The organism is Marinobacter antarcticus, from assembly GCF_011049865.1.
Classification (GTDB): Bacteria; Pseudomonadota; Gammaproteobacteria; order Pseudomonadales; family Oleiphilaceae; genus Marinobacter; species Marinobacter antarcticus_A.
In genome coordinates this window covers 1-23,298 of record NZ_DRGY01000044.1, presented here as the reverse complement: position 1 = coordinate 23,298, position 23,298 = coordinate 1, and the positions used below count along the sequence as shown (strand labels likewise).

The window sequence follows — 23,298 nt, the reverse complement described above, 5'->3', positions numbered from 1 at the left end:
GGCCTGCAGATCGCAAGCCTTGATCATGCCATCTGGTTTCACCGAAATTTCCGCATGGATGACTGGTTGCTGTACGACAAGGACAGCCCAAGCGCAACGTCCGGCCGGGGCTTCAATCGTGGCAACATTTTTAATCAGGACGGCGTTCTGGTGGCGTCTACAACACAGGAAGCGTTGATTCGCCAGCGTTGATCACCGCTTCGTTATTCGGGTGCACCCTGCGTGGTCGCAGTGTTGCGCCTTTCGGTGAGCCAGTTCAGCATGTTTTCAAGGGGCAATGGGCGGCTCAGGAGATAGCCCTGAATCATGTCGCATCCCATCTCCTTCAAAAGCTTCGCCGTCGCCTCGTCCTCTACTCCTTCCGCCACAATTTGATAGCCGAGGCTGTGGCACATATTGATGGTGGTCTGAACAATCACCCGGTCTTCTGATCGTGTCGCCAGATCCGTAATAGGCCGCGTGAAGCTGTTCGTCGACCGAGGCGTGTTCAAAAAACGCTTTCGTGTTCCAGAGTTCTATCGGGACTTGCAGGGTACCCCGGGTGCGAATTTCCAGAAGGATCTGTTGGTTTCCGTTGCCTGCCAGAACGCGAGACCATTGAAGCCCTGTCACCATTCACCACGTGTTGTCGTTGTTGTAAGATTTAATACGGACTGTGGCAAATAACGACTCACCGTGAAGCCTATATTGACAGCATTGATACCCATTTACGTACCCACGGCAAGGCCTCGTTTTCCGGCTCCTGAGTGTCCAGCGCATCGATACACAAGGTTTCGCCCACTTTGCGGGCAGCGGTTTCATAAAGCGCTTCCTCCATGAGCTCGCCGGCACCACAAAACGTATCGCCGTAGGAGCTGTCGCCCAGCACGATGATGCCGAACGGCCGGCCCGGCTGCTGCGGTAACTGCTCACGCAAGTCCACGTAAAAAGGCAACAGATTGCCGGGAATGTCGCCCTGGCCCGTGGTTGACGTACACACCAGCAGCGGAGCAGCGTCAGACGTTATATCATCAAGCACCGGGTTCTCCAGAACCAATGCTGAGTAGCCGTCCGCATCCAGAGCTTGCTTGATGGCTCTGGCGGTCATTAACGCGCCTCCGTAGACGCTGCCGACCAGAATTCGAATGTCTGTCATGAAATTACCTGTTCATAGCAAAAGAGCGGATTGCCAAGCCTCTTTCGGTGCTGGCTTGTGGCGCTCAACGTGTAGCGCATCTTATCGTTTCATTGCGCATTTGTTTCAATTCAAGTGCAAAAAATTTATAGTTGCGCGCATTGTAATGGTTCGTTTTCCATTCAGACCCAATGAGACCTTTTCTGTTATGGCCCGTTCAAGCGGATTTCTGGATACCCTTCTTACCAGCAACTCTACGGAACGATACCGTATCGGGTTCAGCCTGCTATTTTTGCTGGGTGTATGGGTGGTTGTAGGCGCCTTGAGTGACGGTATGCCAAACAGCACGTTGCTGATGGCTGCAGCCGTCATCGGCGGCTATATGGCCATCAATATAGGTGCCAATGACGTTGCGAACAACGTCGGCCCTGCTGTGGGCTCTGGGGCGCTTTCCCTGGGTGCTGCGGTTATTCTCGCAGGTATTTTCGAGTCTTCCGGGGCGCTGATTGCCGGCGGTGATGTGGTCTCCACCATCAAGGGTGGGATTATAGACCCCACAAATCTGGAAGACGGTCGCGCGTTTGTCTGGTTGATGACGGCAGCCCTGCTCGCGGGCGCGCTCTGGCTCAATCTCGCAACCTGGATGGGTGCTCCGGTATCCACGACACACTCCATTGTGGGAGGGGTGCTTGGTGCCGGTATTGCCGCCGGCGGTTGGGGCATAGCGGACTGGGAGGTTATGGGCAAGATTGCTGCGAGCTGGGTTATATCTCCGGTGCTTGGTGGTGCCTTGGCGGCTCTGTTGCTGTTCATCATCAACAAGACGGTGCTGTACCGGAAAGACGTGATACCGGCGGCCCGCATGTTTGTGCCCTGGCTTGTTGCGATCATGGCCTGGGCATTCGGCACCTATCTGATGATCAAGGGCGTCAAGAAAATCATCAAGGTGGATTTCCTTGAAGCTTCCCTGGTTGGTCTGGCAGCGGCGGTGATTGTGTTTTTTGTGGTTCGTTCTCTGGCCGCGCGCCGGGCAGCGACCATGGAAAACAGCGCTGCCGGCGTGAATACCCTGTTTACTTGGCCGTTGATATTTGCGGCGGCCCTGTTGAGTTTTGCCCACGGAGCCAATGATGTAGCCAATGCCATTGGCCCGCTTGCGGCGATCAATGATGCGTTGTCCAGCGGCGAAGTGGTGACCGCGTCAAGCATTCCTTTTTGGGTAATGATGGTGGGCGCCTTGGGTCTGACCGTTGGCTTGATGCTGTTTGGCCCGCGCCTGATCAAAACCGTGGGCAGTGAGATCACCGAACTGGATAAAACCCGCGCGTTCTGTATTGCGCTTTCAGCGGCGCTTACCGTTATTCTGGCGTCGCAACTGGGCTTGCCCGTGAGCTCCACTCACATTGCCATCGGCGGCGTATTCGGCGTTGGCTTTCTGCGTGAGTACCTGAAGTCCAATTACGCGACCCAGCTGCACAAAATCATGGAGGAGCGCGACGCTGATGATCAGGAGCGCCTCAAGCCTTTCCTTGACGATTTCCGCAACGCCTCCGTTGAGGAAATGGAAAAACTTCTGAAGCGAGCAAAGAAAAAGAATCATGTGCCGCTGACAAAATCGGATCGCAAGCGCCTCAAGAAAATTTACAAGGAAGAGATGGTCAAGCGGTCGCATCTGGTGCGCATTGCCGCGGCGTGGATTATCACAGTGCCTGCGTCGGCCTGTATGGCGGCGGTGCTGTTTTTCACCCTGCGCGGGCTCTTCGTCTGATGCCTCGGCTGGTTGTAGCGCGCGGGTTTGGTCATACTAAGCGTCTGTTCAGGGAGCTGCATGCTCCCCGAGAATTCATTTGCCCGGAGGGTGAGTTATGAGTACACCGGTTGAAAGCCGTCAGGCCAGGGTAATTGATGAACTGCGAGTGTTCATCAAAAAGGTGCTAAGCGACCCGACAATCGCCGTAAAGTCTGTAGACATTGCCCGTAAGTTCCGCTCGGAGGCCGGTGCCGACGAGTTGATTGCCCGGGAAATCAGCTCCAACACCACCATCCGGATCCCGGAAAAGTGGAGCGAAGCAGACCGCATGTTTCTGGATATCATTCACGAAGTGCTGGACGATGAAGAGGCGCTTTACTGAGTTTAGTCTGGGTGGAGCGAGCGGAGCGGGACTGTGTGCGGCGAGTCAGCTTGCTAAGTTTGTCTTTGACTTTGCCCGTGCTGCTCGAGTGTGGCACTTGCCATTTGAAGCAATATTCTGATTTCTTCCTGAATCCCTTCTTCTCCTGAAAGCTCCCGTTGTTCTTCCAGAATGTCTGCCAGGATTTTTGGTGTGGTCAGAGGATTCGCCAGAACAACCCGGAACACAATGCACGGCAAGTTGAAATAACGCGCTGGTTCCAGCCGGGTTCTTGAAACAAACGCCTTTCCGCGCTCGCGCTGCGTGGTCTGGATAAACTTGGTGATCGTGTTCAGGCAGGCGTTGAGTTTTTCCGCCTGAAGCGGATCTGCGATAGCCAGGGCCTGCTGAACGTTTTTCGGGCAGTAGCGATAAGTGAGGATGTTCAGTTCGGGCCGGGAAATCAACTCAAAGTCTGCTTGGGCCTCGATCATTTCCGCGAAGGTTGCGGCTTTTTCGATGCCCTGGTCGATCAATAGCTCGTAGCCTTCCCGGGCCAGAATTTTCAGGCCTGAATGGATCAACATCGACATGCCGGGGCGTGAGCCTTCCAGCGTGGTGGTGCCCAGGTCACGGGAGCCTTTGCGGATAATGTACTGCGCGTGGTGTTCAACCGCGTTCGCCAGGCTTGGGTCTTTGAACACCACCAACCCTACGCCCATGGGGACATACAGCTGTTTGTGTGCATCAAAGGTAACGGAGTCTGCTTTTTCGATGCCCCGGAGCAAATGGCCGTAGGTTCGGGAGAACAGGGTTGGCCCGCCCCAGGCAGCATCCACGTGAAAATGCGCGCCGAATTCCCTGGCGATATCCGCCATGGCGTCCAGTGGGTCTACGTTGCCGGTTTCCGTTGTGCCGGCAACGCCGCAAATGGCCATAACCTTGATCTTCTTTTTCTGCAATTCCAGACATTTTTCGCGCAACGCATCCGTCTGAATCCGGTTGCTGTCGTCTGTATCTACGGCCACCAGAGATTCCCGGCCCAGCCCGAGCACATCCGCAGCTTTGCTCAGGGAATAGTGACCACGGCGTGATACGACGATGGCTGCACCCTCGTAGCCGTAGTATTTCAGAGCGCGGAACAGGCCTTCCTGATGCAGGCCCCGGAAGCTGCCTTCGGCCGGGAAAGCACGATTACGGGCAACCCAGAGGGCGGTCAGGTTGGCGACGGTGCCGCCGGAACACATGGCGCCCAGAGCGTAGCGGGGGTTGTGCATCCATTTTCGGTAAAACGCGCCGTCTTCCTGATACACCAATCGGTGAATCATGCCGAGAACCTGCCGTTCCATGGGGGTAAAGGCTTTGGAGGTTTCAGTTTTCACCAGGTTCTGGTTCAGGGCTATCATGATTTTGGACAGCGGCAGCATGAAGTAGGGCAGCGCTGAGGTCATGTGGCCGATAAAGGATGGTGACGCAGTGTGGACGGAGTTAGCGACCAGTTTGTCGAGCAGGAATTGGGCCTGTTCAGACACAAACACGGGCTTTTCCGGAATGGCATAGTCGGAGAAGTTTTTCTCGACGTCTGACAAATCCCGTTCAACCGCAACGATGTGCTCTTGCAGGAAGCCTGCAAGATTGCGGGATATGTTCTGGTCAATCCGGCTGAGCGTAGAATCCGGTGCCTCGGGCACGGTGAATACGCGGTACATGGCTTCGATTGACGCCTGGGCGGATTTTTTCTTACCGGTCATAGATACCACACACAATCAGTGGTCATCCGCAGGGCCGGTTCCGGGTGCCCGACGGATAAAGCCGGGGTCTGATTCCGGCATTGGATGTTTGTCACCTGTCGTATGCAGGCACACTGGCTTCCCTGAGGTGGCGTAGTATACGGGCTGCGTCGATGTTGTGCTACAGAGCGTGATCAGAGAATTTCCCGGTGAACGTCGAGTATGGCGGCGTCGATTCGTTCTTCAATGGCTTTCTCTATCTGGTCGAGGCGTTGGGTGATTAGCTGTGAGGAGGTGCCCAGGGCGGCGATGGTCCAGGTGGCGCAGTCCAGGGCTTCCAGGTCGGCGGTTTCTGCTACGGCCAGGTCGGGCTCTTTGCCCCATACGGCGCGTAAGGAGGTGAAGACTTTGCGCTTGGCTTTGAGGTCTTCGCAGCCGTAGAGCTGGAAGTGCAGAGTCAGTACGCCGACGTGTGGCGTGATCCCGGTATGTTGAGGCGTATTCCCTTCTTTGAGCATTTTTCTCAGAGCTTCAGACATATAACTCCGTGCAGGAGCAGGCGGGGCGGAGTCTCTGAAACACGCTGTAAATACATCCCTGTACGCTTGGCTACGCCATCCATGGCTCCGCACAGTTTCAGAGACTCCGCCCCACCTGCTCCCCAACTGAATTGATAGGTTAAGATTCTACTTAGCCTACTACAGGCGTCGCGCGCTTGATAATAGCCGCGGCATCCGTGCCGGAGGGCAGGTTGCCGTAGTTCATACCGCCATTGGGCTCCAGCCGTGAGGCGCAGAAGGCGTCTGCCACGGCTTTGTTGCCGTTGCGCAGCAGCAGGGATGCCTGCATGGCCAAGGCCATTCGGTCGACCAGATTGCGGGCGCGATACGGAACGTCACTGGTGTCGGCGAAGTCGTTCTGCAGTTGCGCCAGGAACCGGTCAAAGCGTCGGTCTGCGCCTTTTGCTTCGGTGGCTTCGCGGAAAAAGGCGTCGAGGGTTTCCGGTTCTTTTTGGATAGCCCGGAGGGTGTCGAGGCACTGGACGTTGCCGCTGCCTTCCCAGATGGCGTTAACCGGAGATTCCCGGAACAGGCGGGGCATGATGCAGTCTTCCATTACGCCGTTGCCACCGATGCACTCCATGGCTTCGTAGGCGTGGTTGGGCGTGCGTTTGCAGATCCAGTATTTGCCTACGGGTGTGGCCAGGCGTGCCAGCAGGCGCTCGTGTTCCTGATCCTGATTGTCCAGGGCGCGGGCAACCCGCAGGGTGTAGGTGAGAGCCGCTTCGCTTTCCAGGGCCAGGTCGGCGAGGACGTTCTGCATCAGGGGCTGGTCACTAAGCCGGCTGCCGAAGGCGCTGCGGTGGCGGCAGTGGTGGGTGGCCTGGGCTACCGCCTGTCGCATGCCGGCGGAGCTGCCAATCATGCAATCGAAGCGGGTCATGGCGACCATTTCTATGATGGTGGGTACGCCGCGGCCTTCTTCTCCGATCATCCACGCCAGTGCGCCGCGCAGTTCCACTTCGCTGGAGGCGTTGGCGACGTTGCCCATTTTGTTTTTCAGGCGCTGTATCTGCCAGGGGTTTTTGGTGCCGTCCGGTCGCCAGCGCGGCATCAGGAAACACGACAGCCCGCCGGGTGCCTGGGCCAGTACCAGAAAGGCGTCGCACATGGGCGCGGAGACAAACCATTTGTGCCCGACCAGTTCATAAGCCTGGCCCGGGCCATTGGTTCCCACGGGATACGCCAGGGTGCTGTTGGCGCGAACGTCGCTGCCACCCTGTTTTTCGGTCATTGCCATACCGATGGTTACGGAGTTTTTCTGGTTGTCGGGGACGTTACGGGCGTCGTAGCCGTTGGCCAGTACCCGGGATTCCCAAAGCGTTGCCAGTTCCGGCTGTTTACGGATGGAGGGAATGGCGGCAAAGGTCATAGTGACTGGGCAGCAGTGTGCGGCCTCCACTTGGGAGTGCATATAGTATTTGGCGGCGCGGTTCACGTGGGCGCCTTTGCCCGGGTCTGTCCAGGGGCTGCTGTGTAGGCCATTTTCGAAGGCAATGCCCATCAGTTCGTGGTACGCGGGGTGGAAATCCACCTCGTCAATTCGGTGGCCAAAGCGGTCGTGGGTATTGAGCACAGGTTTGTTGGCATTGGCCTGAAAGCCCAGTTTGATGGTGGCGGCGTCGCCGGCAAGGGCGCCGAAGCTTTTCAGGTCGCTTTCAGTTTGGCCGCCGCCTTCGCGCCGCAAGGCTTCGTGAAGCGCAACGTCTTGCTCATACAGATTGTAGTTTTCAAGCGCCGGTGGTTGGTTGACCACGTCGTGGGTAACGGCCAGGTAGCGATCATCCCTGCTATCGGTGGGTATTTCGGGATTGGTTTTCGGGGCGTTCATGGCTATCTCCTGGTGCCGGTCAACCCCTGTATGCAAAAGCGGATGATGGTGTTGATCAGCGGGTCATGGTTATCCGTGTCGCCCGGTTTTGCCTGCCCGTTTTGAGTCGGTGACAGCGGGCCAACCAGGCTTTCGGCAATGGCGCCCACCAGGCAAGTGCTGCTCTGGTGCGCATCCTGATCGGGAACGCATCCTTCGTCGATGCCTTCGCGAATCGCTTGTTCAAACAGGTTGGCGTAAGCCTTCCGGTAAGCCAACCGCTCCTCTTCAACTTTCGGATCCACCGGCTCGGCAATGAGAGCCCAAGCCATAACCGGGCCTTTCAGTGCGCGTTCAGCAAACTGTTGCAATGCGTTTTCCAGCCGCTCCGTCACGCTTCCCGGTGTTGCCAGAGCTTCCGCTACCTTGTCCACTTCGCGCTGCGTGGCCAGGCGGAATATCTCAGCAAACAGGTCCTCCTTGGACTCGTAATGGCGATAGATCGTTCCCGTAGCCACGCCCGCGAGCTTTGCAATGCGGGTAATTCTGGCGTTGCGGAACCCGCCTTCTGTAACGCACTGATAGGTGCATTCTGCGATCCGTTGACGCGCCGCGGCTTTACGCTGCCGCATTTTTTCTGTTTCACGATAAGCCATCCGGGCTTCCTTGAATTATTGAATCATTGTTCATTCTTTGTGTCAACGTAAACGGCTCTTTTCGGGTTGTATTTTGCCATTTAAATTCATAGTGTTATAGATAATTACAAAAAATTACACAAAATGCGTTGATCGCAAATAGCGCTGTAATGAAAAGCAGATTATAAAGACCCCAAGACGTTGCCATAGCAGTGGCGGGTCGAGACGAAGTGCGATGTCCAACCGGTGACAGCACTTGTAACACTGTTTTCGTTGAAGGAGAAAAATCATGAGTGAGCTCGACGAAAGCAACCTGGAACAGTCCGGGAATTGGGGTAGCGAGAATGACGATACCCATTCGATCACGGGCCGGGCACGGGTGCGGGCACAGCTACAGCAAGATATCGAAGCATTTCTGAGCCAGGGAGGCAGAATTCAGGAAGTTGAGACGCCTTACCGTGGTAATTTCCAGCGCAAGGTGGAAGTCGATTTTAACAACCGTTCTCTTTGAGCGTTCTCGTTACAGGTCGGGGTTGCATACCCCGGCCTTTAGCGAGTTGCCTGCAACGGGTGGCCCAGGAAGTGTATGATGGAGAAGACGGCGTTGCCCATGCGCCGGGATTGTCGATCCAACTCTTTATCGCGCCCTTCAGGAGGTTTCTGTGCCGCTATCCACACCCCGTGCTTTCCCCGCTACCCGTCTGCGCCGAAATCGGGCCAGTGCTTTTTCCCGCAGACTGGTCAGGGAAAACCAGCTGACGCCGGACAACCTGATTTACCCGGTTTTTGTTCTGGAAGGTGAGGGGCAGCGTGAGCAGATATCGTCCATGCCGGGCGTGGATCGTTTGAGCATTGATCTGTTGGTTGAGCAGGCAGCCGAGATGGTGGCGCTCGGTATTCCCGCGATTGCCCTTTTCCCTGTGGTTCCGGCGGAGAAGAAAAATCTGTCCGGTTCGGGCGCCTGGGACGCTGACGGGCTGGCGCAGCGAGCCGTTCGGGCGTTGAAAAAGGCCCACCCGGAGCTGGGTGTGATCACCGATGTGGCACTGGATCCGTTCACCACGCACGGCCAGGATGGCATCATCGACGACGATGGTTATGTATTGAATGATATCACCGTGGAGGCGCTGGTGAATCAGGCGCTATCCCACGCCGACGCAGGCGCAGATATTGTGGCCCCCTCTGATATGATGGACGGTCGCGTTGCCGCCATGCGTGCGGCGCTTGAATCTGCCGGGCACGTGAATACCCGCATTCTGGCATATTCTGCCAAGTACGCCTCTGGTTATTATGGACCGTTTCGCGATGCGGTCGGCTCTGCCACAAACCTGGGTAAGAGCAACAAGGCGACCTATCAGATGGATCCGGCCAACAGCAATGAGGCGATTCATGAGGTGATGGTGGATCTGGCCGAGGGCGCGGATATGGTGATGATCAAGCCCGGTATGCCGTACCTGGACATCGTGCACCGGGTGAAAACCGAGCTGCAGGTGCCCACGTTTGTTTACCAGGTCAGTGGCGAGTACGCCATGCACATGGCAGCGGAGCTGAATGGTTGGCTCGACGGTGACACGGTCATGATGGAAAGCCTCATGGCGATGCGTCGCGCCGGCGCGGACGGCATTCTGACGTACTACGCAATGCGTGCAGCCCGCCTGATGCGGGACCAGCGGCATTGAGACAGTAGGTGAACTATCCGCCGCCGGGGCTCGGCTGGCGGTAAATCAGACAGGAACGAAAGGCTATGACAACGGAAATCGCCCGGAATTTGACAGCGGACGGCGAGCAGAGTGTGCCCGCCCCAATGGATATGCCGCCGATGGGTGAGGTCATTAACCTGGACGCCAGTGAAAACTACTTTAACCGCGAGCTGGGCCAGCTTCAGTTCAATTACCGGGTATTGAAACAGGCGCTTGATACCACGCATCCGCTGATCAATCGGCTGATGTTTTGCTGTATTTTCAGCAGTAACATGGACGAATTCTTTGAAATACGGGCCGCCGGTCTGCGCCAGCAGATCAAATACGGTCGGGAAACCGTGGGTGCCGACGGCATCTTGCCGGTGCAGGCGCTGAGTGAAATCAGCCGCATTGCCCATGAGTATATTGCTGAACAGTACGACATCCTGAACCATATCCTGATCCCGGAGATGGAAAAGGAGAACATCCACTTTGTGCGCCGCCGGGAGTGGACGCCAGAGCAGGCGAACTGGGTGCGCAATTATTTCGAAGACGAGATTCTTCCGGTGGTGAGCCCCATCGGGCTGGACCCGTCACACCCTTTTCCGCGGCTGGTGAACAAAAGCCTCAACTTTATTGTTGAGCTCGACGGCAAGGATGCCTTTGGTCGTGAGACCGGCATGGCCATAGTGCCGGCTCCGCGCTCACTGCCAAGATTGGTGCGTTTGCCGGATGAGATCTGCAACGGCGGAGAGAACCTAGTTTTTCTGTCGTCGATGATTCACGCCCATACGGATGAGCTGTTTCCCGGTATGGAAGTGAAGGGCTGCTATCAGTTTCGGATTACTCGCAATGCTGATCTGGAATTGGAAGACGATCTGGAAGATCTGGCGTCGGCTCTGCGGGGCGAACTGCTTAGCCGCCGGTTTGGCGACGGTGTTCGGCTGGAAGTCGCGGACAACTGCCCGCAAGAGCTTGTACAGTTTCTGCTGACGGAATTTGGCCTGGCGGAAAAGGATCTGTATCAGGTCAACGGGCCGGTCAATCTCACTCGTTTAATGGCGGTCACCGGCCTTGTGGATCGTGCCGATCTGACGTATTCGGACTTCTCGCCCACAATCCCCAAGCAGATTCGCAGCAGGGAAACCATATTCGACGCCATTCGAAAGCGGCCAATCCTGCTGCATCATCCTTTTCAGAATTTCAGCCCGGTTGTCGATTTATTGCGACAGGCTGCGAAGGATCCTCAGGTTCTGGCAATCAGGCAGACCCTGTACCGAACGGGCGCCAATTCGGAAATTGTTGAAGCCCTGGCAGACGCGGCCCGGCGCGGCAAAGAGGTAACCGCCGTTGTTGAGCTGCGGGCACGATTCAGCGAGGCGGAGAACCTGGAGCTGGCAAGCCGTCTTCAGGAAGCCGGCGTGATCGTGGTTTATGGCGTAGTGGGGTATAAAACCCACGCCAAGATGATGCTGATTGTGCGTCGTGAGGAAGGCCGCCTGCGCCGTTACGTTCACCTGGGAACGGGCAACTATCATGCGGTCAACGCGCGCCTTTATACCGATTACAGTTTCATGACCTGTGATGAGTCTATTGGCGACGACGTTAACAAGCTGTTCCAGCAGTTAACCGGCATGGGCAAAGCGCTGAAGATCAAGAAACTGTTCCATGCACCGTTTACGCTTCACAAACGACTGCTCAGCCTGATTGAGCGTGAAGCCGAGCTGGGTAGTAAAGGGCGCCTCATTTTCAAGATCAATGCGTTAACAGAGGTCCAACTGATCAAGGCGTTGTACCGTGCGTCTCAGGCCGGGGTCGAAATTGATCTGATTGTTCGCGGCATATGCAGTCTCCGGCCCGGGGTGCCTGATCTGTCTGGATCTATCCGGGTGCGTTCCATCGTGGGACGTTTCCTGGAACACACCCGGGCTTACTATTTTGGCAACGATGGCAACCCCGAGGTTTACTGCTCAAGCGCCGATTGCATGGAACGCAATCTGCTGAGCCGGGTTGAGACCGCGTTTCCGATTGAAGATCCAGAGTTGATAGCGCGTGTTTGCGAAGACCTGGAAACCTATCTTGCGGACAATTGCCAGTCGTGGATGTTGCAATCGGATGGCAGTTATATTCAGAATCAGCCCGCTGAAGGCGAAGATCGCGTGGCATCACAACTGGTACTGCTGGAGCGTCTGACCGGCAAGTCCTAATATTTTCAACTGGAGAACTTTTTTGAAAGCGAAATGGATCATTGCCGGCGCCGGTGTATTGGTGGTCGCGGGAGCAGTAATGCCTTGGGTTGTGGGTTATGTAACCGAGCAACAGTGGCAAAAGGTCACCCATGAACTGAATCAGTCGCAGTCGTTCGTGCAAATGCAGACAGAGGACTACCGCCGGGGGTTTTTCGGCGCTGAGCTCAAGGGCGCCGTAACCGTGTTGAACCCGGAGAACGGTGAAACCAACCGGATTGAGTATCGTGGCACCGTGACTCACGGTGTGAGCGGCAGCTTTATCGATTTTGAACCGGTTGAAGGCTGGGCGCCCGAAGGCGCGGATTGGTTTCAGAAGCAACCAGAGCTGACTCTGGAAACACGTCTTTGGGGTACCGCAGTATTGGAGCTGGACGCGCCGGCTTTGGCCATTGATAACCCCCAAAGCGGAGAGTCATTCAGAGCCAGTGGCGGGGTTGCCCGAGTTGAAATCAGTGACACAGGTTCCCAGGCTGATGCGTTAATCGTCTGGCCACAAGTGAGCTTCACCGGGCCGGATATGAGCATCCGTGTCGATGATGTCCGTGTTGAGCAGAGCATGTCTCACCTGAACGACGATGTCTGGACAGGAGTCATGGAAGCTTCCGCTGCGTCTGTTGTGTTGACGCCCCCGGAGGCACCCGCCATAACGATAAAGGACGTGTTAGCACGCAGCAGCACGGAGGCGAATGACGACGGACAGCGTCTGGATTCACGGTTGTCGATTGAAGCCGGCAAAGTCCGCTATCAAGACAAGGCCTATGGCCCGCATAAATTGACGTTTGCTATGGAAAACCTGGACGCCGCGAGCTGGAGCCAGCTGACAACCGGTATAGCGGAGCTCCAGGGCCTGGCGCTGGCACCGGATGAGGGTGGGCAAAAGACGTTTGAGCGGCAGATGGCGGCTATGGATCAGGTGAATATGGCCCTGCGCAATATGGCGTCGGCCGGGTTTTCGGTCGGATTCCCCGAGTTGCTCCTCGATACGCCTGACGGAACCGTCACCGGCAGCGTAATGATTGGTCATCCGGAGCTGACCGCAGATCAGAAAGCGGGCATGCTGATGGTCATGCCGCAGTTAACCGGAGAGATGAATCTGAGTGTTCCTGCGGCCTTGGCAGAAGATTATCCCATTGTGAGGATGCAGCTTGCACCTTTGATCAAGCAAGGCATGCTGGTGGCCGAAGGAGACAGGCTGTTACTGGCAGCAACGCTGAACGACATGGTGATAGATGTAAACGGTCAGAAAATTCCGTTGCCGCCCCTGTTTTAAAAGATTGACGATTCAGAAGATTTCCGGTTTCAAACCATAAAAAAAGCCCCACCGGGGCTTTTTTTATGTGTCGGCGATGTCTCAGGTTTCGCTGAATTTCTTTTTCAGAGCGTCTCTTACAATCGGATCAACAAACTCGGAGACATCGCCCCCTAGAGACGCGATTTCCCGGATCAGGCTTGAGGAAATGTAGGAGAGGTGGTTGGACGGCGTCAAAAACACGCTTTCCAGTTCCGGCGCCAGACGGCGATTCATGTCTGCAAGCTGGAACTCATACTCGAAATCGGACACCGCTCGCAGGCCCCGAATGATCACGGTCGCACCCTGATCACGCACAAAGTCGGCGAGCAGATAGCTGAACCCGGTAACGCTGACGTTCGGGATGTGAGGGGTTGCCTGGCGAACCAGCTCACAGCGCTCTTCCAGGTCGAACAGGGGTTTTTTCTTGGAGTTATAGGCAACCGCAACAACCACCTCATCAAACAGGCGGCTTGCCCGCTCTATAAGATCCGTGTGGCCGTTGGTGATGGGATCAAAGGTGCCCGGGTAAATGACTTTCGGCATGCACAGTTCCTCTTTTAACAGGCATCCAGACTATCAGTATTTCTGCTATTTCTGTAGACGCTGCGCTAACCGCACGCTGTTTCTTGCGGCTAATGCGTAAACCGACAACTGCGGATTGGCGCCAATGCTGGTTGGGAACACCGAGGCGTCGTGCACACTGAGGTTGCTAACGTGGTGGTGCTCGCCAAAACCGTTAACCACGGATTCCTTCGGATTGTTCCCCATACCGCATCCGCCCATCTGGTGTGCGGTGAACAATCGGACTTTGTGGGGCACCATGGCAAGGTTGTCGATTGCCGCCTTGGCGTCGGCCCAGCTGGAGTACCAATCCGAGTCCAGGTGCATCAGGCGAACCCGCTCAGCGCCAGCGGCAAACTGGATTTCGGCCATGGTGTAAAAGGCATGGCGTAAGCCTTTCCAGAGATAGTCGGTGATCGGGTAGTCCAGCATGGGGCTGCCGTCATCGCGAAGCGATACCGTGCCGCCGGGGCTATTTTCATGAAAACCGTCACTCAACAGCGCGATAACCGACTGCATCCAGGGCAGGTGAGCAAAGTCCTTCGCCTGTGTGTCGCCGTGACCAGGCACAACACCGGCAAACATGGCGGGGTGCAGCGGAGGCACCTCCAGTTTGTAACCAACAGCATGATCAGCATCGTTATGACCAACACCATTACGACGGTTGAATTCGTCTGAGTAAACCGACTGGGGGGAGCCGTAAAACGGGTCTACCCGCTTTGGCATTTGCGCAACGCTGGCGTTCACCGGGTGCAGAAACGTGCGCTTACCCAAGCGCTCGTAAGGGTCGGGCAAACCGGAGCGTAACAGCAAACCGGGCGATCCTATGGCGCTGGCCGCCACCACAAAGTGCTTTGCTTTGAGCGTGACCTGAACGTCCGTCGGCGTGATGCCATCGCTGGCCATCGCGGTGGCCTGGAGGGCCTCGATGCGATCCTGGTTCATGACCAGCCGTTCCGCGCGCAAGCCATGAAACAGTCGGGCGTTATGATCAAGCGCTCCGGGAATGGTGGTCAGCAAAGCGCCCTGTTTGGCGTTGGTCGGGCAGCCCATGCCGCAGTATCCGAGATTCCAGCAACCTTTCACATTGCGCGGGATAATCTGCCAGCTGTAGCCGAGCTTTTCACAACCCTGGCGCAGCACGTCGTTGTTGAGGTTCGGCTCCATGTCCCAAGGCGATATGGAATGGCGTACCTCTCGGCCCTCAAACCAGGGTGCCATGGCCTCCGGGCTCAGTGCTTCAAGACCAAAACGCTGGCCCCAATAGTTGAGCGTGGCCTCCGGAGTACGAAAGCTGCTGGTCCAGTTAACCGTTGTGGAGCCGCCGACACAGCGCCCCTGCAAAATAGCAATGGCACCGTCTTTGGTGGTGCGGCTCATCGCCTCCTGGTAAAGGTTCCCGTAGGACGTAAGCTCGTCCATTTTGAAGTCTTTTTGATAATACAGCCGGCCTTCTTCAACCAGAATAACCGAGAGACCGCTTTTGGCGAGAATTTCGGCGGTTGTGCCACCACCGGCGCCCGTGCCGACAATGACCACATCGGCCTCTACCGTTTGATTTTCGGTGAGCGTGGCGCCATCAGTGACGTTCCAGCCGGATTCCAGTCCCTGAGCAATGCGATCGGTAAACGACATGGTTGGTGGCTTCCTGTCTGGGCAAACGTCTAGGTGAAAACAGCGGGCTGAAAATCAGGCGTTGCGGAACTGTGGCAGGGCGTTTACGGCCCACTCGGGAGGGCCGGGATAACCGGAAAGATACCAGTTCTCCTGATAACCGTAGAACGCCACGTTGGTGATTTTGGTGAGCGCCATATAGCCGTTATTGAATAACCCGATGCTGCCAGTGCGCCAGCGTTCCAGAAATGCATCGGCCTGTTCGACCGTCGCATTGCGCCAAGCGGGCCACACCCGCGCAATGGCCACTCTGGTGGGGGGAAAGTTCAATAAATCAAAAAGTTGGCGAAGTTCTTTCTGATTGGCGGGCCCGAATTTATGGATACTTGCGTCAATGCGCTCGACGGTGCCGGCAATAGCCATACGCCGGGTGTTGGGTTGTTCGGTGAGCGCAGAACCAAGGATGGCGGGCAGCAATGCCTCAAACAGATCGATATCGTCGGCGGTCAGGAACTGGAACTGATAGCGAGCGTCCATCCGCGTTTCCACGGCGCCAAGCCGGCCTGCTGGCGCCGTCGAACATCCACTCAGGCCGACGGTCACGCTGACAGTGCCCAGAAACAAAGCGCCACCCAACCCGGTACGCAGAAAGCTGCGGCGGTTCAGGAGTGCAGAATCTTGCGCTGCAGAGGCAGTAACGTGATCGGTCATAGTCGGCTCACTCTTGTTCTTTTTATAATAATCACCGGGGTATGAGAGCCCCGGTTATTGAAAAGAAAGCTTAGCGGATAAAGAGTTTGTAAATCATCTTGTGGAACGAGGTTCCATAAGGAGGATAGACAAATTTTCCACTGTTGAATTTCTGTTTGGCAAAAATAGCGCGCTGGTGTGAAAAGGTCAGGAAGCCCTCTTTGCCGTGATAGTGACCCATTCCGGAATCGCCTACGCCGCCAAAAGGCAGGTCATCCTGGGCAACGTGCATCAACGAATCGTTAATACACATGCCTCCCGACAGCGTGCTGTCGATTACCCGGTTCTGTTGCTCCCGATCGTAGCCGAAAAAGTACAGCGCCAACGGTCGCGGGCGATCATTGATGTACTGGATGGCCTCATCCAGATTGCCATAGCTCACCACAGGAAGAATAGGGCCAAAGATCTCATCCTGCATGAGTTTCATGTCTGGCGTGGTTTTCAGTACCAGCGTCAGCGGCATCTTGTAGGTGCCGTCGCCCAGGCTTTCCTGCGCAGGGTTGATCTCGATAAGCTCGGCACCCTTGGCTCTGGCATCTTCGAGATAGCCTTGCAGTCGGCCGTACTGGCGCTCGTTGATAATGGCGGTGTAGTCGTCGTTATCGCGCAGCGAAGGGTACATCTGTGAGAATTGCGCGCGAAATTCGTCTACGAAGGCCTGAGTGCGGTCGGCAGGGCAGAGCACGTAATCCGGTGCCACACAGGTCTGGCCAGCGTTGAAGGCTTTGCCGAAAGCGATACGCTGAGCCGCGTCCTCCATAGGAACATCCGGGGAAACGACGGCCGGCGATTTGCCCCCCAGCTCCAGAGTAACCGGTGTCAGGTTCTCTGAAGCTGCACGCATCACCAGTTTGCCCACAGAAGTGGAGCCGGTGAACAGCATATGGTCGAAAGGCCGGGCCGAAAAATCGGCGGCAATATCGGCTTCGCCATTGATAACGGACACCAGATCCTCGGAAAACGTTGTCTCGATAAGTTCCTTGAACAGCGCCGAGGTGTGAGGTGTGAACTCAGACATCTTGATCATGGTGCGGTTGCCCGCTGCAAGCGAGGCTACCAATGGTCCGACGGCTAGATAAAGCGGATAGTTCCACGGCACAATAACGCCCACAACGCCTTTGGGCTGATAGCAAACCCGGTTACTGGCAGGTTGGAACATTAACGAAACGTGCCGGTGGGATGGTTTCATCCAGCCCTCAAGGTTTTTCAGGGTGTAATTAATCCCCTGGATTGACGGCATCACCTCTGCAATTAAAGATTCATCCCGGGAACGACAGGAAAAGTCCCGGTCGATAGCCTCCAGTATGCGATCCTGATGGGTTAACAGGGCACGCTTGAGGCGTTTGAGGTTTTCCCGGCGTTCTGTCAGCGATGGCGCAGGATTATTCTGAAAAGCCTTCTTCTGAGTCTCGAACACCCGGTGCGTATGCTGAATGTGTTTTTTGCTCTCGGTGAGCTGTGCAACGCTGGCACTCATGGTGTGCTCCTTTCGCCGCGGCTATTTCGCGGTGGCGAGTGGTTTCAGTTGTTTGGTGTGGGCTTGAGGTGGTGAAAAAACGCTCAATTTGCACTTTAATGTATTATTAGAGTATATACTCTAAGGAGTCAAGCAGGCTCAATGGCGAACCTCGCCATCTTGGGTTTGAAAACAACAAGCGCCGATGAGCTTATGAAAACCAGAGACAAGATATTGCTGTCCAGCCTTGAGCTGTTCAATGAGCAGGGTGAGCGGAATGTCACAACCAATCATATTGCGGCCCACCTGGCGATTTCACCGGGTAATCTGTATTACCACTTTCGCAACAAGTCCGACATCATTTACGAGATATTCCAGGAATACGAAAAGCTGGTGGATTTCTACCTGGATATCCCTGAAAACCGGCCAATGACATTGGGCGATATGACGTTTTATCTGGAATCTGTATTTGACGGGCTTTGGAGCTACCGGTTTTTTCACCGGGATCTGGAGTATCTGTTGGACAGAGATACGCGTTTGCGCGGTGACTACCGGGAGTTTACCAACCGGTGTCTCGCGGCGATAAGTCGAATTTTTGTGAAGCTGGCGGATGCGGGCATCATAGAGCCTCAGTCAGCATCGTTGCGGGCGGCCATGTCGCTGAATGTCTGGCTGGTGATCACCAACTGGATGGCCTATCTGAAAACAGCTCATGCGGCCAAAGCCTCCGCCAGCCTTACCCTCCATGAACTGAAGCAGGGCATTTACCAAGTGCTGACGCTGGAGATGCCATACCTGACTCCCGGCCATCGTGAGCAAGTTATGGTGCTTCGGGAGAAGTACCGCCCAACGATGCCGGAATGCGAAGAGGCGCGTGAGACCTCCGCAAGCCTGGAGAACAATTGCTCGCCATGTAGCGCGGTTAAAAATTAACGATACTGGAACTTCTGATGGCTTAACCTGTCACTTTAACAGACGCTGGCAATTCGGACATTTCCGGCGTCTCCTGAGTGAGTTCTCAGGTTTTAGCACGTCGCAAACCCTGACGTTTTACCGGCCTGCTCTTTGCAGGCCGGTCTTTTCACACTATTCCCGGGCCTCTTTGGAACCCTCCAGCCAGTCAGTCAGCGCCACCCGGCATTCATCAACGCCGCGCTTGGACGTGGCTGAAAACATGATCAGATGCGCAACACACGTGAAGGCTTTAAGTTTGCCTGCAATCTCCAGCATGCTGGTTTTCGCTTGCCCGAATTTAAGTTTGTCGGCTTTGGTTGCAAGAATCATCAGTGGCAACTTGTTATGCTCGCACCATTCCACCATCATCTGGTCAAAATCGGTGAGTGGGTGGCGGATATCCATAACCAGAACCAGTCCGCGTAAGCTTTGGCGGTCGTTCAGGTAATGCCCAAGATGTTTCTGCCAGTCGTCTTTCATGTCCCGGGATACTTTCGCATAGCCGTATCCGGGCAGGTCTACCAGCCGGGTGTTCTCGCGATTCAGGGAGAAAAAATTGATCAGCCGTGTGCGCCCCGGTGTTTTACTGGTTCGGGCCAGTTTGCCGATGGCGGTGATGGCGTTTAACGCGCTGGATTTTCCGGCGTTCGAGCGCCCGGCAAAAGCGACCTCAGCGCCCGCATCCAGAGGGCAGTCCTCCAGTCGGGGGGCGCTGATCAGGAAGCGGGCGCTGTTAAAAGAAAGGCTTTTTTTAGTTAGATCAGGGTCCACAGCGGTCGGCTTTCCTTTGGATTTCAGTTGTCAGAGATTAATGTATAATGTTACACCAATTCCATACGGTACGCTTGGCGTAACCGTTGTCGGTCCGGTTTTGCGTCTGGCTGGTCAGCGTCTGTCGGCTGCAAACAAAAAATAATTTTCGAGATGAGAGAAGCGGAGCGAGCATGAAGAAACTGATCGCAGGGTTTGTTTTCGGCGTTAGCCTAACAGCCATGGCGCACGGAGCAGGGGATCCTGAAGCGGGCAAGCAGAATGCAGCGGCCTGTCAGGGGTGTCATGGTGAGGGTGGCGCGAAGCCGATTATGGGAGCCTATCCCAAATTATCCGGCCAAGGTGAAAGATATCTGTACGACCAGTTGAAGGCTATTCAGGAAAACGCCCGAGTTGTTCCCGAGATGGCTGGACAGCTCGGTGGTAAATCCAAGCAGGATCTACAGGATCTGGCAGCGTATTTCGCAAAGCAGGATATCAGCGTCAACCAGGCGGATCCGGAGCTGGTAGAGAAAGGCGCAGCTTTGTATCGTGGCGGCAATATGGCGTCGGGTGTACCGGCCTGTGCCGGTTGCCACAACCCGCAGGGCAAGGGTAACGAGCCCGCCGGATTTCCGCACCTTGGCGGACAGAATGCAGACTACCTGGCCAAGCAGTTAAGCGAGTACCGTGGCGGTACCCGGTCGAACGGCACCAACGCCGCCATCATGATGGACGTTGCGTCCAAACTGACGGACGCAGAGATCAAAGCCGTTGCCAGTTACCTCTCCGGTCTGAACTGATACATTCGTGGGATGTTTGAAAAACCCCGCCTTGCGGGGTTTTTTGTCTTTCGGTCCTGTAATCCACGAACGGTGGAACTTTTCAGGCTCGACAGGTCATAATCGATTGACTAACGATTTTCATAAAACCTAAAATCTGGAGATATTTCATGTTCCGAGCGCTTAGAACGGTTGCCTTGCTGTTGTCCGCTATGGCGATATTTGGTCAGGCGAGTGCGGCTGACTGGAAGGAAGGCACGCACTATAAAAAGCTGGATACCCCCGTCCACACGAGCAGCGATAAAGGCGTCGAGGTTGCGGAAGTATTCTGGTATGGCTGCCCGCACTGCTATAAATTCAAGCCGTTTGCTGAAAAATGGGAAGCCAATGCTCCGGACTACGTGAACTATGTGAGAATTCCGGCCGCCTTGGGGCGCTCTTGGGAACCTCATGCACGGGCGTTTTATGCGCTTGAAGCGATGAACGCGCTGGATAAAATGAATGACGCGATGTTCGAGGCTCTTGCAGGTCAGCATCGGCCGCTCAACGATGGCGAAGCTCTGGCGGATTTTGTGGCCGAGCACGGGTTAGATCGTGATGAGTTTCTCAATAACTACAACAGCTTTGGTGTGAATGCCCGCTTGCAGCAGGCGCAGGCAAAAATCCGGGGCGCGCGCGTTACCGGAACACCGACTATGCTGGTAAATGGCAAGTACACGGTCAACGCTTCCATGGCAGGCGGCCTTGAGGCAATGCTGTCGGTTGTCGATTACCTGGTCGAAAAAGAGCACGCTGCGGATCAGTAATACCGTGCTTCGGGAGGCTTCTTCACTGGCAGACCTGGCAAGCGGGGCAGGGCAGAAATCTCACTATGTATAAACGCTTCAAAAAGCAGCGGGACAGCGTCGTCAGTGCCGGGGGCGAGCCGAAAGGCTCGAACTCGGGCCTGGAACATGTGCCTGCGTTTGAGCCCCAGCGCTATCTTCGGTTGCTGACGTTCAACATACAGGTGGGCATCAACACGTCCTCGTATCGACACTATGTCACCCGAAGCTGGCAACATTTCCTTCCCCATCGTAACCGTTTTCAAAACCTGGATCGTATCGCCTCGCTGCTCAGCAACTACGATGTGGTGGCTTTGCAGGAGTGCGATGGCGGAAGTCTGCGCAGTGGATATATCAATCAGGTGCAGTACCTCGCTGAGGCCGCGGGGATTCCCTACTGGCATCAGCAATTGAATCGCAACCTGGGGCCGATCGCCCAGCACAGCAACGGTTTGCTCAGCCGGTTCCGGCCGCTGGATGTGAAAGAGTACAAGCTGCCCGGGCTGATTCCGGGACGCGGTGCCATTGTTGCCCGGTATGGCACCGAAGAAGACCCACTGGTTCTGGTGCTGATGCATCTGTCGTTGAGCAAGACGGCACAGCACCGTCAACTGGGTTTTGTCAGCGAGCTGATCTCAAAGTATCGACATGTGATCCTGATGGGGGATATGAACAATCACGCGGAAGAGCTTCTGACCCGCACGCCGCTCAAGGAGAACAATCTGGTGCCTCTACCGGATACCGCCCACAGCTTTCCGAGCTGGCGCCCCGAGAAGGCGCTTGACCATATACTGGTGAGCCCTAGCCTGCAGATCCGGAACGCTGAGGTGGTGAGCTATCCCATGTCTGACCATTTACCGATCGCCATGGACGTTGCGCTTCCGGACGGTTACCTGGAAAAGTTCTAAGCTGTCTATAAAATTGCACTCGTAAAATAGCATTCACAAAAAAGCCCGGCAATGGCCGGGCTTTTTTGTGAATGCCGGATCAGTTGTTACTTGATCTTGGCTTCCTTGTACGCAACGTGCTTGCGGACAACCGGATCATACTTTTTGATCTCGATTTTTTCCGGAGTGTTACGCTTGTTCTTGTTGGTCGTGTAGAAGTGACCCGTGCCTGCTGATGATACCAGCTTGATTTTTTCGCGCATGATGCGGCTCCTTAAAATTTCTCGCCGCGGGCACGAAGATCGGCCAGTACAGCGTCAATACCTTTTTTGTCGATGATGCGCATGCCCTTGGTGGATACGCGCAGCTTCACGAAGCGCTTTTCGGTTTCAACCCAAAAGCGGTGGTTCTGCAGATTCGGCAGAAAACGACGACGAGTGTGATTCATCGCGTGGGATACGTTGTTACCGGAAACCGGACGCTTACCGGTAACCTGACAAACTCTGGACATACTTGCCTCCGACCTGAGCAATGGTCTTAATAAGTGCGAATTCGATGTTTAATGCGTCTCTGGTTGCCGAGGAACGGTTACGCCCCTGTTTGCGCCTCTAAACTGAGCGCTGCTCGCCAGACGCCGCCAGAAAGGGACGCTTTTATACCAGAACCAGCGCCCCAACGCAAAAAATTGTTGAGAATTTGTGCAGTTTCCCGGCCTGTGCTGCTAACGATTTACATCAGTCCACGTTCGGCCAGAGATATTACCTCACCGTGGCCAATTACCATATGGTCAAGAACCCTGATATCCACCAGGCCAAGTGCCTCTTTCAACCGTTTGGTCAGCGAAATGTCCGCCTGGCTAGGCTCGGCCACGCCCGAGGGGTGATTATGGGCGAAAATAACGGCGGCGGCATTGTCCTCCAGAGCCTGGCGCACAACTTCTCGCGGGTACACGGCAGCGCCGTCAATAGTGCCGCGAAACAACTCCCGGTATTGAATAATACGGTGCCGGTTGTCCAGGAAAAGACCCGCGAAGACTTCGTGGGGGTAGGTGCCTAGCCGGCTGGTGAGAAAGCGCCGGGTATCCTCCGGTGAGCGCAACGGATCACCTTGGCGCAGAGGCTCGTCCATGACTCGTCGCGCCATTTCCATGGCGGCCTGAACCTGCGCATACTTTGCGGGGCCCAGCCCTTTTACATCGCAGAATTGACGGCGAGAGGCAGTAAGCAGTCCGCGCAAACCGGAAAATTCCTGAAGCAGAAACCGCGAAAGTACCATGACGGGCGTGCCAGCGGTGCCGGTGCGTAGAAAAATGGCCAGTAATTCGGCATCAGAGAGACTTTTGGCGCCGTGGGCGAGCAGTCGTTCCCTGGGACGTTCGTCCATAGGCCAGGCGAGATTGGTCATTCGGGCTTCCTTGCGTGTTATTCGATGATTTTGGTGCGTCCTGCACGCTTCAATTACAAAGGTTACTCCAAAAAGCAACAAACGGTAAACGTACTTGGGGTTTGGCGGGCTGTCGGTATCGTCAGAGCATGCTATCT

Annotated in this window: 25 protein-coding genes; 11 read left to right on the top strand and 14 right to left on the bottom strand. The window is 55.6% G+C overall.

Features of this window, described 5'->3' with window-relative positions; translation table 11 throughout:
* A partial coding sequence (locus ENI00_RS05645; RefSeq protein ID WP_304100117.1) for an acyl-CoA thioesterase occupies window positions 1–192 on the top strand: 192 nt, incomplete at its 5' end.
* Between the two features lie 11 nt (window positions 193–203).
* On the opposite strand, the gene ENI00_RS05640 is transcribed toward ENI00_RS05645, so the two are convergent.
* Window positions 204–491 carry an EAL domain-containing protein gene (locus ENI00_RS05640; protein WP_349740369.1) on the bottom strand — a complete coding sequence of 96 codons (288 nt, stop codon included), beginning with the start codon at window positions 489–491 and terminating at the stop codon, window positions 204–206.
* 191 nt (window positions 492–682) lie between these two features.
* Complete coding sequence (locus ENI00_RS05635; protein WP_304100115.1) at window positions 683–1,135, bottom strand: flavodoxin domain-containing protein; 453 nt, start codon at window positions 1,133–1,135, stop codon at window positions 683–685.
* A 187-nt stretch (window positions 1,136–1,322) separates the two neighbouring features.
* On the opposite strand from ENI00_RS05635, the gene ENI00_RS05630 reads away from it, so the two are divergent.
* Together ENI00_RS05630 and ENI00_RS05625 are read left to right on the top strand one after the other, a co-directional pair.
* Entirely contained in the window at window positions 1,323–2,882 is a 1,560-nt protein-coding gene (locus ENI00_RS05630) for an inorganic phosphate transporter (protein ID WP_304100113.1), read from the top strand.
* 97 nt (window positions 2,883–2,979) lie between these two features.
* Complete coding sequence (locus ENI00_RS05625) at window positions 2,980–3,246, top strand: hypothetical protein (protein WP_304100110.1); 267 nt, start codon at window positions 2,980–2,982, stop codon at window positions 3,244–3,246.
* Between the two features lie 53 nt (window positions 3,247–3,299).
* Here the strand turns inward: ENI00_RS05625 and panP are convergent, their stop codons facing one another.
* The 4 genes from panP to ENI00_RS05605 form a co-directional block, all read right to left on the bottom strand.
* Window positions 3,300–4,976: a pyridoxal-dependent aspartate 1-decarboxylase PanP gene (panP, locus tag ENI00_RS05620; RefSeq protein ID WP_304100107.1), complete on the bottom strand. Its 1,677-nt coding sequence runs from the start codon at window positions 4,974–4,976 to the stop codon at window positions 3,300–3,302.
* 173 nt (window positions 4,977–5,149) lie between these two features.
* Window positions 5,150–5,494 carry a DUF503 domain-containing protein gene (locus ENI00_RS05615; protein ID WP_304100106.1) on the bottom strand — a complete coding sequence of 115 codons (345 nt, stop codon included), beginning with the start codon at window positions 5,492–5,494 and terminating at the stop codon, window positions 5,150–5,152.
* A gap of 151 nt (window positions 5,495–5,645) precedes the next feature.
* Entirely contained in the window at window positions 5,646–7,346 is a 1,701-nt protein-coding gene (locus tag ENI00_RS05610; protein WP_304100103.1) for an acyl-CoA dehydrogenase family protein, read from the bottom strand.
* A gap of 2 nt (window positions 7,347–7,348) precedes the next feature.
* Window positions 7,349–7,981 (bottom strand): TetR/AcrR family transcriptional regulator, encoded by a 633-nt coding sequence (locus ENI00_RS05605; protein WP_304100101.1) that lies wholly within the window; start codon window positions 7,979–7,981, stop codon window positions 7,349–7,351.
* Window positions 7,982–8,249: 268 nt separating this feature from the next.
* Between ENI00_RS05605 and ENI00_RS05600 the strand changes: the two genes are divergently transcribed.
* From ENI00_RS05600 to ENI00_RS05585, 4 genes are all read left to right on the top strand, one after another.
* On the top strand, window positions 8,250–8,471 hold the full coding sequence (locus tag ENI00_RS05600) for a hypothetical protein (protein ID WP_304100098.1): 222 nt from the start codon (window positions 8,250–8,252) through the stop codon (window positions 8,469–8,471).
* 151 nt (window positions 8,472–8,622) lie between these two features.
* Window positions 8,623–9,639 (top strand): porphobilinogen synthase, encoded by a 1,017-nt coding sequence (hemB, locus tag ENI00_RS05595; RefSeq protein WP_304100095.1) that lies wholly within the window; start codon window positions 8,623–8,625, stop codon window positions 9,637–9,639.
* A 65-nt stretch (window positions 9,640–9,704) separates the two neighbouring features.
* Window positions 9,705–11,846, top strand: coding sequence for a polyphosphate kinase 1 (gene ppk1 / locus ENI00_RS05590; protein WP_304100092.1), 2,142 nt, complete (start codon window positions 9,705–9,707; stop codon window positions 11,844–11,846).
* Between the two features lie 22 nt (window positions 11,847–11,868).
* The gene (locus ENI00_RS05585) at window positions 11,869–13,158 is read left to right on the top strand and encodes a DUF945 family protein (RefSeq protein WP_304100089.1); all 1,290 of its coding nucleotides are present in this window, start codon (window positions 11,869–11,871) and stop codon (window positions 13,156–13,158) included.
* A gap of 81 nt (window positions 13,159–13,239) precedes the next feature.
* Here the strand turns inward: ENI00_RS05585 and coaD are convergent, their stop codons facing one another.
* The 4 genes from coaD to ENI00_RS05565 all read right to left on the bottom strand — a co-directional run bounded on the left by coaD (window position 13,240) and on the right by ENI00_RS05565 (window position 17,581).
* On the bottom strand, window positions 13,240–13,722 hold the full coding sequence (coaD, locus tag ENI00_RS05580) for a pantetheine-phosphate adenylyltransferase (protein WP_304100086.1): 483 nt from the start codon (window positions 13,720–13,722) through the stop codon (window positions 13,240–13,242).
* A 45-nt stretch (window positions 13,723–13,767) separates the two neighbouring features.
* The gene (locus ENI00_RS05575) at window positions 13,768–15,375 is read right to left on the bottom strand and encodes a GMC family oxidoreductase (RefSeq protein ID WP_304100082.1); all 1,608 of its coding nucleotides are present in this window, start codon (window positions 15,373–15,375) and stop codon (window positions 13,768–13,770) included.
* Window positions 15,376–15,429: 54 nt separating this feature from the next.
* Window positions 15,430–16,065: a hypothetical protein gene (locus ENI00_RS05570; protein WP_304100079.1), complete on the bottom strand. Its 636-nt coding sequence runs from the start codon at window positions 16,063–16,065 to the stop codon at window positions 15,430–15,432.
* A 70-nt stretch (window positions 16,066–16,135) separates the two neighbouring features.
* Window positions 16,136–17,581 carry a coniferyl aldehyde dehydrogenase gene (locus ENI00_RS05565; protein WP_304100078.1) on the bottom strand — a complete coding sequence of 482 codons (1,446 nt, stop codon included), beginning with the start codon at window positions 17,579–17,581 and terminating at the stop codon, window positions 16,136–16,138.
* A gap of 192 nt (window positions 17,582–17,773) precedes the next feature.
* Between ENI00_RS05565 and ENI00_RS05560 the strand changes: the two genes are divergently transcribed.
* Window positions 17,774–18,493: a TetR/AcrR family transcriptional regulator gene (locus ENI00_RS05560; protein ID WP_304100120.1), complete on the top strand. Its 720-nt coding sequence runs from the start codon at window positions 17,774–17,776 to the stop codon at window positions 18,491–18,493.
* Between the two features lie 153 nt (window positions 18,494–18,646).
* Here ENI00_RS05560 and yihA read toward each other — a convergent pair whose 3' ends face one another.
* Complete coding sequence (gene yihA, locus ENI00_RS05555) at window positions 18,647–19,285, bottom strand: ribosome biogenesis GTP-binding protein YihA/YsxC (RefSeq protein WP_304100075.1); 639 nt, start codon at window positions 19,283–19,285, stop codon at window positions 18,647–18,649.
* A gap of 173 nt (window positions 19,286–19,458) precedes the next feature.
* On the opposite strand from yihA, the gene ENI00_RS05550 reads away from it, so the two are divergent.
* The 3 genes from ENI00_RS05550 (at window position 19,459) to ENI00_RS05540 (ending at window position 21,778) form a co-directional block, all read left to right on the top strand.
* Complete coding sequence (locus ENI00_RS05550) at window positions 19,459–20,067, top strand: c-type cytochrome (RefSeq protein ID WP_304100073.1); 609 nt, start codon at window positions 19,459–19,461, stop codon at window positions 20,065–20,067.
* Between the two features lie 149 nt (window positions 20,068–20,216).
* Window positions 20,217–20,852, top strand: a complete 636-nt coding sequence (locus ENI00_RS05545; protein ID WP_304100071.1) for a thiol:disulfide interchange protein DsbA/DsbL — start codon at window positions 20,217–20,219, stop codon at window positions 20,850–20,852.
* Window positions 20,853–20,917: 65 nt separating this feature from the next.
* A complete protein-coding gene (locus ENI00_RS05540) occupies window positions 20,918–21,778 on the top strand; it encodes an endonuclease/exonuclease/phosphatase family protein (protein WP_304100069.1) in 861 nt (286 codons plus the stop codon).
* Window positions 21,779–21,864: 86 nt separating this feature from the next.
* Here ENI00_RS05540 and rpmG read toward each other — a convergent pair whose 3' ends face one another.
* From rpmG to radC, 3 genes are all read right to left on the bottom strand, one after another.
* Window positions 21,865–22,020, bottom strand: a complete 156-nt coding sequence (gene rpmG, locus ENI00_RS05535; protein WP_007153739.1) for a 50S ribosomal protein L33 — start codon at window positions 22,018–22,020, stop codon at window positions 21,865–21,867.
* Window positions 22,021–22,031: 11 nt separating this feature from the next.
* On the bottom strand, window positions 22,032–22,268 hold the full coding sequence (gene rpmB, locus ENI00_RS05530; RefSeq protein ID WP_099618617.1) for a 50S ribosomal protein L28: 237 nt from the start codon (window positions 22,266–22,268) through the stop codon (window positions 22,032–22,034).
* 218 nt (window positions 22,269–22,486) lie between these two features.
* Entirely contained in the window at window positions 22,487–23,161 is a 675-nt protein-coding gene (radC, locus tag ENI00_RS05525; protein WP_304100049.1) for a RadC family protein, read from the bottom strand.
* Between the last annotated feature and the right edge of the window lie 137 nt (window positions 23,162–23,298).